9 protein-coding genes are annotated in these 14,771 nt (G+C 40.7%); all 9 read right to left on the minus strand.

Going from position 1 to position 14,771, the window contains the following annotated elements; all coding sequences use genetic code 11:
* Positions 1–10: 10 nt before the first annotated feature.
* Positions 11–562, minus strand: a complete 552-nt coding sequence (locus tag CC90_RS0120135) for a hypothetical protein (RefSeq protein ID WP_242843360.1) — start codon at positions 560–562, stop codon at positions 11–13.
* Positions 537–2,786 carry a coiled-coil domain-containing protein gene (locus tag CC90_RS0120140; RefSeq protein ID WP_031392518.1) on the minus strand — a complete coding sequence of 750 codons (2,250 nt, stop codon included), beginning with the start codon at positions 2,784–2,786 and terminating at the stop codon, positions 537–539. The genes CC90_RS0120135 and CC90_RS0120140 overlap by 26 nt, the downstream gene beginning before the upstream one ends.
* A 264-nt stretch (positions 2,787–3,050) precedes the next feature.
* On the minus strand, positions 3,051–4,082 hold the full coding sequence (locus CC90_RS0120145) for a DUF3991 and TOPRIM domain-containing protein (RefSeq protein WP_035315998.1): 1,032 nt from the start codon (positions 4,080–4,082) through the stop codon (positions 3,051–3,053).
* A gap of 23 nt (positions 4,083–4,105) precedes the next feature.
* Complete coding sequence (locus tag CC90_RS23435) at positions 4,106–4,573, minus strand: glycoside hydrolase family 71/99 protein (RefSeq protein WP_051869887.1); 468 nt, start codon at positions 4,571–4,573, stop codon at positions 4,106–4,108.
* A 58-nt stretch (positions 4,574–4,631) separates the two neighbouring features.
* Positions 4,632–5,405: a JAB domain-containing protein gene (locus tag CC90_RS22720; RefSeq protein ID WP_051869889.1), complete on the minus strand. Its 774-nt coding sequence runs from the start codon at positions 5,403–5,405 to the stop codon at positions 4,632–4,634.
* Between the two features lie 16 nt (positions 5,406–5,421).
* Entirely contained in the window at positions 5,422–5,619 is a 198-nt protein-coding gene (locus CC90_RS0120160; RefSeq protein WP_031392522.1) for a hypothetical protein, read from the minus strand.
* Positions 5,620–5,627: 8 nt separating this feature from the next.
* A complete protein-coding gene (locus tag CC90_RS22725) occupies positions 5,628–12,539 on the minus strand; it encodes a DUF6908 domain-containing protein (RefSeq protein WP_242843376.1) in 6,912 nt (2,303 codons plus the stop codon).
* Position 12,540: 1 nt separating this feature from the next.
* Positions 12,541–13,596, minus strand: coding sequence for a ParB N-terminal domain-containing protein (locus tag CC90_RS0120170; RefSeq protein ID WP_035315999.1), 1,056 nt, complete (start codon positions 13,594–13,596; stop codon positions 12,541–12,543).
* Positions 13,550–14,374 carry a ParA family protein gene (locus CC90_RS0120175; protein WP_051869894.1) on the minus strand — a complete coding sequence of 275 codons (825 nt, stop codon included), beginning with the start codon at positions 14,372–14,374 and terminating at the stop codon, positions 13,550–13,552. Before CC90_RS0120175 ends, CC90_RS0120170 begins: the two co-directional genes overlap by 47 nt.
* Between the last annotated feature and the right edge of the window lie 397 nt (positions 14,375–14,771).

The following is a 14,771-nucleotide window of genomic DNA, read 5'->3' on the forward strand; positions in this document are numbered from 1 at the left end:
ATTCCTCTCCTTATATTTTTTCAGATAAATTTCTTAAGTTTCCTGTATCCTGCAAAAAACTATTAATTTGAAAATCCTTTTTCTGCATATAATCCACACCCAACTTAACAGAATCAGCAATCATTTGGTCAAAATCGTCCTCACTCCCTTCATTTGCCAAGTTCATCAATACCTTTAACAAAAGAAAGAACATGGCACCATTAATCTTGCCTATTTTCATCAGCATCTTTGCCAAACGGTCAGCATCATGGTCTACGATAGCTTTGATTTCATCCACATGATAAACTGCCGTCAATTCCTGTCTTATCATCTGTGCAATAAAATCAATGTCTTCACGATTTCCCTCTATTGCAAGCCCTTTATCAACATATTCCCTTACAATCTCGGATGTTGTCGTATGCTTTTTAGCTGCTAGCTTATCTAGTGTCTCCAGCGTTTTGATTGGAAAGTTGATAGAGCGCTTCTGTGTATTCTGAGGAATGCTACCACCTCCTTTGGAATATAAGAAAACCCACCATGTTAGGCGGGATTTCCTTTCAATTACTTTGAAACTCAGTAACAATCTCTTGTCCGGCTTCTTCCTGTTCTTCTGCCATCACTTCTCCTTGATTTCCCGATATTTCCTCCTTTTCACTTTCATGAGGTGCTGTGGTCTCATCCTCTGGAACTTCTGACTGCTCCGGTATTTTCTCTGGTTCTTGTATCGTACTCTCGACTTCTTGAATGGTTTCCATAGGAATGTCAATTGCAGACGAACTCATCATGGCAGCTCCATTTTTATAAACTATGTGCGCTCCTATAATCTGTCCGTCCCCCAGCCCACAACCGGTACGATACGCCTCCACCGTATGTTCATCTTTTCCGCAGCCTAATTGATATCCGTTCAATCCCTCTGAATATCCGCAGATCAGATTGTTTATCGTCGAATTTTCCTCATGAGAGTATGCTTTTCTCTGCACACAGAGTCCGCAGCTATAACCCAAATCTCCTTCTCCATCCTTCGAGCTGGTCAAAACACCGTTTGCATATACTTTTTCCGTATAACGATACTTAGCGTAATTCTGCCCATAGGCATCACCACAGCAGGGATGCCCCGTTCCCTGCCCGGTAAACCAAAAACCAGTCACCTGACGCACCTTTTTTATTGTTTCATAGCAGGATGAGGTGTGATTATGAATAATCGGAACCATATAGCAACCTCCCCCATTTCTGGAGTCTCCCGTATGTACATGGTAAATAGGGACAGTATAGCAGCCTCCCGACTGAGCAAGATGTTCCACATGTTGAACATTTCCATTCTGATCTTTGTGATAGTGATATTCGTAGGTAATAGTCCCTGGGATTTGTGACTCACCGATGACCAGTTCTTGAGGAATGGCAAGTATGGCATCCGTGATTTCTTCAAATGTGGCATCCTCTTTGCAATTGATTCCCTTTGTGAGTAATGCGGATGCCATTTTTTTCTTGCCATCACTCACAGATTGAAAAACCGAATCTAATCTCTGCCTTACCGCGCCAAAAACACTAGAAATATAGTCTCGCAGTCCTTCATCACCCTGATTTACAACATTCGTCAGATTAGTATTTTGATTCCTTATATTCGTCTCCAAAATATCCAACCGATTTTCCACATTGTTTCCTACATTGGATACATTCTGATTCATTTCCTGCTTCAGCACATTAAAAGAATTATCATACTGCACTGTCATTTTATCCATGCTGGTAAGTATCTGATTCAGATTCTGACTGCCGCTTTCCTGCATTCCGCTTTCCATTTCACCGAGTACAATTAACAGTTCCTTTTGTCCCGCCACCGTGGTTTCCTTCAAATCAGTAATCAGCTCCCGGATTTCTTCATGGGCACTATTAAATTCTGTATAAATTTGATTCATTGAGTTCTGTATGGAAGTAAAAGTTTCCATAGTCTCTTTTTGGTTCTCCGCTTGATTATTTTTCACATCAAGCAACAATTGTTCCAGTTCTCCCTGTGTACCTGCAATCTGTACACGGATGCCCGCCAGCTTTTCTGACAGCTCAACCATATTATTTTCCATCTGTATCTGCATATCATAAAATTGAAGGTCCATATTTTCAAGTAAGGTAGCCATTCCATTTTCTGTAACTTCAGAAAGTCTTTCTTCCGATTCCGAAAGTAGTCGGATGACTTCCTGATACTGCTCATCCTGCTCATTTTGTATTTGTTCTAATAGCACTGCAATTTCCTTTGTAAACTTGATCAACTGCTCCCTGTTGTCTTTTATAGATTGCCTTAAGCCTTCAAAGTTCTTCTCCATATCCTCCCTGCCATCTTTTTCTTTCTCTTCCATGTTATTTAACACAGATAGCAATTCTGTCCGAGAAGATAGGATTGACTCCTGTATATGCTTTAACTCATTTGCAAGATTTTCCAGTTTGATATCCAACTCTTTATTTTCTTCCGTGGTAACATTCTGATAACTTCTAATCTGTTTCTCCACTTGCTCTATGCTCTTACTCAATTCCACGAAACGGATATCCACGTTATCACGATATCCCCCAATGTTTTCCAGCGACATCTGATTTTCTTTAAGAACAGTATCCATCTGTGCAAGGCTTTCCATGATGCCGTTGATTTCTCCCAGCATTTCTCCCTGTTCTAACTGTTGTTCTACATTGTTTTTCTCATTTTCTGCACCAGCTTTGCTCTGATTCCCCAATACGATTAACAATACAATAAGAGTTACCAGGACAGTACTGGCAACAACATACTTTCCCCATTTTTTGGTACCTGTTTTTCTTTCTTCCATGAATACTCCTTTACTTTCAAAGTTTTTCTATGTAATTTTCAATAATAAAAAATAGATATCCCTTTTCTTCTGTGATGTTCTATATAGAACCCATGCATATATGCAAGAACCCCGTTGCAGGCTTTGCCTGCAAGCTGTTTTCCGGCGCGGTGGAACCCGCCTATTCCTGCCTTAACCGCCAAACTTTAGTTTGACGTCAAGTTTTATGCCTTCGGCACATCGGATGCAAAGCATCCTTCTTCCCAAATAGCGGAAAAAAACTACCTATGGCTCCAGCCCTTCTTCCTCTGCATCTTCCTCAAAGATGACCGGCGCCTGGATTGGCCTTCTGTAAAGAGCGGTAAGCATTTTATTATAATCTTTCTGTTTTGGTGTCTGTATATAGGTACGGTAACCCAAAGATTCAAAATACTCCTTTTCCTGCTTTGCTTTTTCCTGACCATGATTATGTGGCGTCCCATCCGCCAATTTTCCATCCAAATCATTGTCATAACAAAACACGATTTCCTCTACTTCTGAATGCTGTTCCAAAAAATGTTTTAATGCCCTGCTGGACAATCCGCCTTCTGATATTCGGTAATCCTGCCGCCAGTCAATCCCCTGCATCTTGCATAGGGTGGCATGGCTCATAGCATCAATGGGAGATTCAAATTCATACACTCTCTTATTTTTCCCCTCCATGACAAATCCATAGGCTTTATCCGAATTTTCTATATCCTGCCGGAAACTGCTATCTGCACTAGGCCCCCGGAGGGAGCAATATCTTGCGGTTCCCTCTTTATCGTAACCAACAAAAGCACAGTTGCACCGAATCTTTCCATTTATCTCCTGCCGCGATTGATATACCTTGCCCTGTTTCATCATCTCCTGCACGATTTCAGAATCTATACATCTGGTTTTCGTGAGATAAGCAAATACACGCCTGTCATTTTCGTCTCTGGGCGGCAAAGACAGCTTTCCCCTGGATGCTTTTTCTTGTGGCGGGATTACATGAACGGTCTGCTCATATGCTTTGTCTCCTAATATATATTCCATAGCCTCCAACTTTTCCAAATTCAGATAATGCATAGCAAACTCCACGATGTCCCCTCCTTTTTCTTCCGTAAAAGAATAATAGCCACGACCATGTTTGAACAGATATAATCCTCCGCTGTTCTTCACATGCATCGTGGCCTTATCTCCCTTTTCTACTTCAAAACCATTACTTACGGCAAAATCAATAATATTTGTACCATAAATCTGCTTCATCTGTTCTTCCGTAAACGGCATTGGTCTCCGTTCTGCCCCTGTCTGCATTTAGGCTACCTCCTTCTACTTTTTTACCTTTCTATCCCCTCTTCTTCATTTTCCAAAGTCACTTCTTCTATCAACTCTTTCCCGGAAGCTACAAAGGATCCACCATCTTCTGGTCTCCATTCACGACTCGGCGTCCAGACATCATCACGATTATAGATTCCGTGTCCACTACAGCAATCCCAATCTGGTACAGGCGCAGGATGCTCTGGAAGTTCCTGTATATTATTAAAAAATACTGTTTCCCTCGGTGCTGTCTCACCCATCTGCATAGGTAAAAATACCGGCATGAGCTCATTTCGTAAAAAGTCCTGATCATAACAACGATCAAGAAATCCCCCATAAGTGGTAAGAAGGGGATAACCATGCAGTGTGTATAATATAATATTTTTTTCATATCCATAGCCTGTAATGAAAGAAGATATATTCTCTGCATCCGCTTGAATACAAAATTCTTCTCCACACACATTACCAATTAAGCATTTTTGATTCATCCTGTTTCCTCATTCCGCTCTCTCTTCATTCGATTTTTGGGTTACTTTCCTATTTTTCCTACCTTTCCATGTCATCTTCCTCCACTTCTTCTATTTCATTTACTTCTTGCCATGATTTAAAATATTCTGATAGCAGTTCCTCCTTTAGTTGATCTACGCCTCGTTCTGCAGCTTGTCCTATAGGAATTTTTTCATATTCCTCTCCCTTTACATAAGCAAAGTCTGTAAAGCTAATGCCTTCATTTTTCATAGAAAAGGCTTTATCATCCCCAACTATGATATGATCATATACATGCATTTCAAATGGTCTTAAAATGTTGTGGAACGTATTAGTCAGTCGAATATCACACTGGCTCGGCCTACAGGAGCCTCCTGGATGATTGTGTGCCAGAATAATTCCTACGGCATCCAGTTGCAAAGCGCGCTTTACTACTTCCCTTGGATGTACATAGGCAATATCTACGGTTCCCTGCGATATTTTCTCACAAGACAACACTCGCATACCCGATCCCAAAAAGATACAAAGCATAGCTTCTCTTTCTCTATAAAATGATAATTGTGATGAGCAGTAAGCCGACGCTTTTGTAATAGAATCCATTACTTCTATATCTTCTTTTTCATTCTCCCTAAAATATTGGTATAGATTAATAAAATCCTTTAGTTGTACGATTTTCTCATATTCTTTATCACTGATTTTTATCACGGCCGGATGGTCGATAATATGCAGGATATCATTCTCCTTTGCATAATCACTTAAGACCGATTTTTTAATTCCAGTCAGCCTGTGTAAGCCTTCCAGAAATTGATCCTGATTCCCTTTTATGATTTCCACGCAATCCCCTCCGCCTCTAAGTTAACAATTCAGAAATAGTTTCCAACTTAGCCTTTGTATCCTCAGCAAGATTCATAGAAGGATATGCTTCTAATAACTGCTGTATAGAATGTTCCTCGATAAAAAGCCTTAGCTGTTGTTCCTCTCCTTTTGGCAGTTCCAATAGTTCCAATAATTGTCTACATAGCATTTGCCCTTTTTCTTTATCGTTCATCTTACCTCCTATTGTTCCATATCATTTTCCTGTTCATAAGTTTCAATTAAGGCTGGTTCAAAACCTTGATCTTTGATATTTGTAAACCACTGTGCCATAAATTCCTTCAAACTTGTTATTTGCTCCGAAGAAGCATTTGATGTTTCATAAAAAATCCCCACATCGTCTTGAAGATACGAAGTGGGGTAAATAGATTGTGTTTCTTTATCAATAATAAAAGTAATTTCCGGATCACGCATAGCGCTGTCGTTCTGTCTATAATAGTGAGCAATACTGTATTCGTTCCCACCAATATTCTCTATCACCAGATCCTCAAATCCATCTGATTCCAGTTTCATATAGTAAGCGGTTTCGTCGAGAATAGGACCGGCAAAAACATTTAACCTCTTATAAAGCTTCTGTTCCAACGTATGAGATGTCTGATCCGTACCCTGTGGTTCCTCTGATCCATCTGCGGATATTACATCCTCGCCCTCATCCTTAAATTCTAATGCAAGGTCAAGTTGAACCTTTCTCTTTTGCAGTTCCAGAAGACGTTCTTCATCAGGAAACGGCTTGCCACTTTCTGATTTTGCTGTTTCAAGCTGCTGTTTCAAGTTGATGAGATCTTGTTTATCATTTTCTATATTCACAACCATGCGTTCCGCAATATTCACAATACGGGTAATATTACCTAACTCAGACTCTCCATACTCCGTACTGTAAATTCCTTGCCCACAAAGCTGAATCGAAACGCCTCCTCCTATTTGTCTGAAAAGCCGGAGTGTAAAGCCTGCATAGGTTCCTACGATAAGAATATCCCCTATGTTCTTTCCCAGCTTACGAGTATATACCATGAAGTGTTCTGCCGCTTTTGTCCGTTCCTCATACTTCCTGCCATCAATGATCATTTGAAAATCGTTTGGTTTATTCGCTTTATATGTCCGTATATCCATTTCTTTTTTGCTAATATTTTTCTCTTCCCAGGCGATCCTTTCTGGATAATAATGACCAATCATTTTTTGAAGTTCATTCTGTTGGCTCTGCCATGAGGATTTCAGTACAGTCAGCCGGTTGATTTCGTTATCTGTTTCCATTTTCTCCTTTACTCTTGGATCAGAGGTTGCAAGCGCTTTAAATTCTGCATATTGCAACACCGTCTCATCCAAATCCTCACAAGTACGAAGCGCAGAACGACCAGTCATGATCTGGCTGATATACCGTTGCTTCTGCTCTAAAATCTGCCACAAATAACTGTCAAAGGTATTTTCCGTAATATAGTTAAAAATGGAGATTTCCTCACTATTATTGCCTTGTCGCAAGATGCGTCCATTACGCTGTGTTAAATCGGATGGCCTCCATGGTACATCAAGATGATGCAGGGCAATAAGCTTTTCCTGCACATTCATTCCTGTTCCCATCTTTTCCGTACTGCCCATCAATATGCGGACTTCTCCTTTCTTTACCTTTTCAAAAAGCTGTTCTCGCTGTATATCCGTCTTTGCATCATGAATAAATGCAATTTCTTTCTCTTTTACACCTTCCGCAAGCAATGCTTCTTTTGTAGCCTCATAGAAGTTAAAACTCCCATCATATTTGGGCGTTCCCTGATCGCAGAAAATAAGCTGTGTCAGCCCTTTTTCTGCGGTTTCATGGTAAATCTCTGCTACATTTTTTGCACACAAATTTAGTTTGGTACCCGGATCATCTAAAATCTCTGGTGAAATAGCCCTGGGATCAATAGACAAAAGACGGGCTTCATGAGTTAACTTTAAAAAGTTATCTTCGGTACTATCTACCACTCCATTACGAATAGCTTCCGCACGCTCAGCTAACTCCATAACAATCCGTTTCTGATCTGGCGTACAGGCAGATTTGATCACTTGCGGGCCACCCGTTTTCAACAGCGGAGTAGGCAAATCTAACATATCCGCTGTTTTGATATCAGCAATCATAGAAAACATACTCATCAGTTCCGGAAGATTATGGAACTGTGCAAAACGGTTCTTCATTTGATATCCATTACCTTCCGGCCTAATTTCCAAGGAAGAAGTAATCTTTCCGAAAGTTCCCGCCCATGCGTCAAACATCAAAAGATCACGCCTCTCTAATTCATTTGGCTGTAAGGTCTTTTGGAGTACATACATTTCTGTCATGGAGTTGGATACCGGGGTGCCCGTCAGATAAATGACACCTTTCCCATTTCCAATCTCATTAATATACTGGCACTTCTGGTGCATATCCATAGCACGTTGGCTGCTCTGCCCACTGATTCCTGCTACATTTCTCATTTTTGTATAAGAAAAATTATTCTTGTAAGCATGGGCCTCGTCCACAACTAAAGCATCCACTCCTAATTCTTCAAAATTGATGACGTCATCCTTTTTTTCTGCATGAAACAACCGGTCAAACCTAAATTGCAAATTCTTTCTAAAAATCTGCATCTGCTTTAAAGACCAGTCTTTCCCATCACGAAACTTCTGTTCATCGATTGCCGCCGTAATCGCATCCAGCTCTTTCTGCATGGCTGCAAACTGCCGTTCTCTGGATACCCCAATCAATTCAAAGCTTGAATGGGCCATAATAATACATTCATAATCCCCTGTAGCAATCCGGCTGACAAAACGACGGCGATGATGCTTCTCAAAATCTTTTTTCCCTGCTACTAAGATATTTGCATTCGGGTAAAGTTCCATGTATGCATCCGACCATTGACCGACCAGGTGATTCGGAACAGTAATTAATGGCTTTGTTACTTTTCCCAACCGCTTCATTTCATGAGCAAGGACAATGGCCGCATAAGTTTTTCCCGCACCGACCTCATGTGCCATGAGCAGATTTCCTTTCCCATATAAGCCATGTGCCACCACATCAAGTTGATGGGAACGTAAATGGATATCTTCCGATAAATCAGGCAGTACAAGATCCGATCCATCATACTCACGGGGACGGATATTATTGAACCTATCATTATATAACTGAGTCATCCTTGCTCCACGTTCTGCATCAGCAAAGAGCCATCGTTCAAACTCTGCCTTAATCTGTGCCTGTTTCTCCCGCGCAAGAATCGTTTCTTTTTTATTCAGTACATACTTTACTTTATCTTCCCCACACTCATCTACATACTCCACTCGGTCTCTTACTTCCACGAAGCGAAGATTTAAGGATGTTTCCAATATTTCATAGGCATTCATCCGTTCCGTTCCATAAATCTGATTGATCGTGACAGATTCTTTCTCACCGCCCTTATTTACAATAAAATAGCTGCCACCATATTGGGAAAATTCCAATGCCGTAGCATGCCTTCCGAACTTATTTCCTGCCTGTGTTTTAAAAATCTCATGCATAAAGTCCTGATAAACTTCCACAGGTATCCACGGTGTTCCTAAGGAAAAACTAATTTCCTGAGGAGTCAACGGCAACGGCTGTACCGCTTTCAACGCTTCCACATTCCGGGTAAAACGCTCCGGTTCTTCCTCCGCCTTTAAAATTGCTTCTGCCAACTTATCCTTTACATAACCGCTTAAATATTCTCCAGCAGTCTGCCACCCTCTATATGGATTTCCCATATATTCTGATGGATCCTGGTAGATTTTATCTCCTAACTCCTCGATAATCTCATCCTGCGTTGCTTTACGGTGATCCGGTTTACGATATAGCCATGCCATATAGTCAAGATCAAGCCTGCCCTTTATATTCAAAGATACCTTCAACGCTTCTTCTGCCGAAAATACTACACTCGGCATAATCTTAGGCCGTATCGTTGCCTTATAAAACATGGCCGTTTTATCATATATTCCTTTTTCATCCTTACGCTCTTTTTCGATGGAACGTAAAAGCGGCGCATTGGCATCTCTTGAAAAAGCAATCACATTAGCATATGAGTTGATATAACCATAACTCTTTACAAAACGGTCATATACCATATTCAGATTATCAATATGAGTCCGCAATTCAGCTTCGTATTCTGCGGTAGGCAAACCGGCATTTTGTTCATTCTGAAAGGCAATCAGACTGCGAACTACTTGCGCAAGTTCTACAAGTCCTTTGATGCGCTCTGCCTTCTTTCCAGTAATATTCTGCTGATACATACGAGAATGTTCCCGGTAATACAGTTTTTCATCAACCACTGTATAAGAAAAATTACGCACATAAGGATCTGCCGGTATCGATTTTATTTGTATAATGTCATTCTCTTCTGAAAATCCCTCTATCCGTTCCGGCTCCTGATATTCACCATCCAGATAACTTATCACCTGTTCTAATCGTTCATTTAAATCATCATCCGGCAGAGGATGGCAGGCGGTACTTTTTTCATTCCCGTACATACTCTCATCAAACACCATTTTTCCTAATACCATCTCCGGGTGATCGACGAAATAACTATTTAAGGGAATGCCATCCGTATTTTGCTCTACAGACAACCACGGACTATTTTCTTCGTTCGGCACAATTTCCCTTTCCCGCTTTTTCAAAAAAAGAATGTCGGTAGTAGCCTCAGTTCCCGCTACTTGCTTGAATGCATTATTAGGCAACCGTATAGCTCCAATCAATTCTGCTCTTTGGGCAAGATACTTTCTGATAGTCGGGTTCGCCTTGTCCAACGTATACATTGAAGTAATGATTGCCACGATACCACCCGGACGAGTCTTATCCAGCGATTTTGCTAAAAAGTAATCATGGATACGAAAATTATGACGATTATACTTTGAATCATCTACTTTAATGGAGTTGAATGGAATGTTACCGATTACCACATCGAAAAACTGCTCTGGATAATTGACATTTTCAAAACCTTTGACCTGTATGTCTGCATCAGGATAAAGCTGCCTCGCAATATTGCCGGAAATTGGTTCAATCTCTACACCATACAGCTTAGAGTCCGCCATACTTTTCGGTAGGACAGAAAAAAAATTGCCTGTTGCCATCGCAGGATCTAAGATATTTCCGCCTTTGAAACCAAACGATTTTAGTGCATGATAAATATGCCGAATAACACTCTGTTCTGTGTAATAAGCTGTTAGTGTACTTTCCTGTGCTGCCTGAAATTCTTCCTCCGTCAATAAACTTTTTATTTCCTCATATTGTTTTTCCCATCCGCTTTTCCCCGGTGTCAGTGCATTAGCCAGGCCTCCCCATCCTACAAATTTAGCAAGGATAATCTGTTCCCCAGCCGTTGCCATACGCCCCTGCTCATGCAATTCTTTTAAAAGACGAATGGCTTCTATGTTATTCTGACATTTCGTTTTTGGACCGCCCTCATAAAGATGGTGTTCCTCAGAAAAGCGATAATTAAACCCATTTACAGTACGACTGCGCTGCTCCTGCGGCAATACATCCTCCACTACTACAGTCTCACTCTTTTTCTCAAAAAAAGGCTTTCGATGCATTCGAATACCATCTTCTGTCAACATGGAATCGCTGTCTGCATCATTTACATCCTCATAGGAATCCTGTTGGCCGAATAACTCAAAAAATCCCAGTTGATCACCCGAAGCCTCCTCCTGTGCAAACCATTTGTCCCATTTCCTCATCCTTTCCTTTTGAATTTCCGATGCTCCTGTATCTCCCGAAGCATTACTCATCTCATGGATTTCATCAGGAATTGCAAATTCATCAAGTACATTTTCTTCCTGTTCTGCCTCTTCAGGAGAAATCCCATACAATTTATCCGTGTCAGTTTCCTCTAATATATCCGACTGTTCAGACATTTCTGGTTTTGAGGTTTTTATCGGAACAGGAAAAAAATCGCCCGAAGACGGTGTTAATCCATCTTTGGGCGACTGCAGGTTTTGCGACGTAGATATTATCTGATTTTCAGTACCACTTCTTTCATTACTATCTCCTCTGCTTGCTTGGTTATCATATTCATGTGACTTGCTCTCTGTAATGTGTCCTCGATATCCGGTATCGGCTGAACGATCAGAAGTCTTTGAATCAGTTCCTCTTTCTCCTGCTCTGCTTCCTCGTCCACTTTTAGAATTATTTCGTTGATCATTCCCTGTGCCACCAGTTCCGACAGACGATGGGGGTTCATTTCCATCATGTAATCTTTCCATCGTTTGCCGAATCTCCCCACCGGCATTTTGTCGGTCTGGGGATTTTCTGAAATCTGTATTTCGGGGTGCATCATCCCGTCCGTTCCCTGTCTGTAGTTGAATTTCATCAAGGGTTCTGTCCTCATAAACTTTGCTCCTTTCACTTTTGATCGCTTGAATTTCTTGAAAAATTTCTTTTAATATAGGTCGTGCAATAGATACCGTATAATTTCCTAATGCCATGAAAAGTTCAAGAGTATTATAATTTTCTATATTCTCAAAACTATCTTCCTCAAATATTTCCAAGGAAAGACCACATTTGGAAAATACCGTATAAGCAACACTTTCCACAATCAGTTGCATAAATTCTGCTTTTACTGCCTGTTCCGGAACACCATAAAGGGGACTTCTTTCGTCTCGTACTTTTAAGTTTTCCAGATATGGCGGAAGCCACTGTCTTACTCGCTTGTCTGCCAACTTGTAAAGACAGGCTTCTATATTGTAGGCAGGGACCCCGTACTTTTCATGGAAACGAAGCATAATATTAAGGCGATACTGTTCTTCCAATTCCCATAAGTATTTTTGTAGATTCCGGTATGACTGAACGCTCCCATTCGTATCCATAAAATCAAACAGATATTTCATACTGGCATTCGGATTTACCATATCAATAACAGCAACGCTCTTAGCATCTTTATTGATATATCGTCCAATCCGTTTGTCATGCCATTCATCAAAGGTTCCTAGCTGTGTCGCATTAGGTCTTTGTGCATATATCAACACTGCATTGTCAAAAGAACGTTTATAAAACCGTGCGGCACAAGACAACAGACCTTTCCATTCCTGTGGTGTCTTGGTGTATTCCTGTACCGATTGATGATACAAGTCCGCAAGGTATGTCACTTTAGCCAACTTTTGACTCCTGTTCCGTACTTCTTTCTGCAAAGTACAAATCCAATGCTTTCTCTATCGTCTCCTCGATTTCCTTCCTGCTCTGTTTCTCCGTAAAATATTTGGTAATAACTGTTCCTTTAATCTGAATAGGCTTTGCTTTATTGCTGTTCGGTTTTCTTGCTCTTTCTCCACTAACAATCTGACGAATGAGCTCATCGGTTAAAGATCCACTTTTTGCGTAGCTGTGCAGAAGTGCTGACTTTTTCGTATCCATCGTAAAGCCTTCTTTTTCTATCATTTCTGCTATCAGAAATTGCTGCGCTTCTTTCACAAAAGAAATGTCATAAGCGGCTTCAAAACCTAATCTTTTCGTATCCAGGTAGTCAAGAAGTGAGGGGATAAGTGTTGCAATACGCAAGTATCTGACAATCTTATCTCTGCTAAGGCCATATTCATCCCCTACTTTTTCATCTGACCGCAACTTCGTTGGGTTTTCCAACAAAGTCGGGTTTTCCTTGATTTCATGCGGGTTCATAAGGTCTTCAATTTCCTTTAATAAGTCATTTCTTCTACCTTGGCTCTTTATCGCATCATAATGCTGTTTTAAACAAAATGCTCTTTCCGAATAACTTAAATCTGCAAAAGAACGCTGACGCAAATTCGTTTCTGTTACAATCAATACCGCATCTTCATAAGACAGGTTTTCCTTAATAATAACCGGACCTTTCGTATGCCCTGCCAATTTTGCCGCATTTTCCCGATTATGGCCGCTCAGTATCGTAAGCTTCTCCTCATGTTTCCAAAGGATCAATGGCTCCAAAATGCCGAACTCCCGAATACTATTTATCATATCCTGCAACCTCTGACCGGTATATAACTTAAATTTGTGTCCGGGAAATGATTCCATTCTATCAAACTCCATTTCTACAAGTTCTCCAGCTCTTGGCTCTGTTACGACCTTTGGGATTTCTTCCTTTTTCTCAAACTCAAAAATATCATCCATATGACTGAGCGTATTATTAAGCACTGAATTGCGTGTCGGCACTTTCGGTATCTTGGCTGCCATCCTTTATCAACTCCTTCACTAATTTATAATATGCTTTGGATGCGGCGTTTTCCGGTTCATATTCACAGATCGTCATGCCTGCATCTGTAGCATCCGGTACTCTGGTGGAACGGGGAATACAGTTAGTGAATATCCTTACTTTTTCCCCTAATGCTTGCTGTAACTGCGCTTTCACACGCTTGGATACCCTTGTCCGCTCACTATCCATAGTGATCAGTATCCCTATGACTTCCAGTTTCGCATTAACATTACTTTTAATTTTATGAAATGCCCGCAGGAACTCCCCCATGCCCTCCACCGCGAGCGGTTCTGACTGTACTGGAATAATCAATCCATCGCAGCATATCATTACATTTATCATAGGTGTTCCCATTTTGGGCATACAGTCTATAAGAATATAATCATAATCCTCCCGAATGGTATCTACAAATTCCTTTAACTTGTATTCCGCAAATGTAGTATCACTCATCAACTTTTCAAAGCTATCCAGTTTATTGTTAGATGGTATCAAGTCAACACCGGAATCTGTGGTAATAACATAATCTTCTCTTGCTGGTATTTCTTCCTCCATAACAATACATTTTAAGATCTCATAAATGCTTACTGACAGCTTCTCCGGCTCTGTCACTCCGCTAACAATTGTTGAATGCCTCTGCCCGTCAAAATCAATCAACGCCACCTTGTAGCCTTCCTTTGACAGCAAATGAGACAGGGTTATGGCGGTCGTAGTTTTACCCACTCCGCCTTTTCTGTTTACAATACCCCAAACCTTTCCCATGCACTTACTTTCCTTTCTTCTGTTGAATCTGATTCTATTGGTTATATTTGATTGGATAAAAAATAGGGTTAAGCATTTACCTCCTGTTCTGGTAAGTAACCAAATCAGCTCTAGTTTTGCTTAACCTTTGTCTACCTTTTTCCGGGCGAAAAAAGATGAGACTAAAAAGCTTTGCAAAAAGCAGTCATGCTGCTACCGGAATATCCGGTCAAAAGCTAATTTAGTCCCACCTAAATTTACAATATAATCTCACGTAGCGTAATCCTTTCCACGGACAACCCTCCTTGTGTTACATAATTGCTACATGATGTGATTTAGTTCAAAAAATGATATTAAACAGGCCTGTCCTAATCAAAACTCCAAACAAAATCAGTGTTTTTTTAATAGGACTGAATCA

Source organism: Kineothrix alysoides (assembly GCF_000732725.1).
Lineage (GTDB): Bacteria > Bacillota > Clostridia > Lachnospirales > Lachnospiraceae > Kineothrix > Kineothrix alysoides.

Bases quoted from the DNA above. Each gene is read 5' to 3' on its own strand.
- CC90_RS0120140 (WP_031392518.1), bottom strand. From the start codon at position 2,786: ATGGAAGAAAGAAAAACAGGTACCAAAAAATGGGGAAAGTATGTTGTT.
- CC90_RS0120145 (WP_035315998.1), bottom strand. From the start codon at position 4,082: ATGCAGACAGGGGCAGAACGGAGACCAATGCCGTTTACGGAAGAACAG.
- CC90_RS23435 (WP_051869887.1), bottom strand. From the start codon at position 4,573: ATGAATCAAAAATGCTTAATTGGTAATGTGTGTGGAGAAGAATTTTGT.
- CC90_RS0120160 (WP_031392522.1), bottom strand. From the start codon at position 5,619: ATGAACGATAAAGAAAAAGGGCAAATGCTATGTAGACAATTATTGGAA.
- CC90_RS0120170 (WP_035315999.1), bottom strand. From the start codon at position 13,596: ATGGCAGCCAAGATACCGAAAGTGCCGACACGCAATTCAGTGCTTAAT.
- CC90_RS0120175 (WP_051869894.1), bottom strand. From the start codon at position 14,374: ATGGGAAAGGTTTGGGGTATTGTAAACAGAAAAGGCGGAGTGGGTAAA.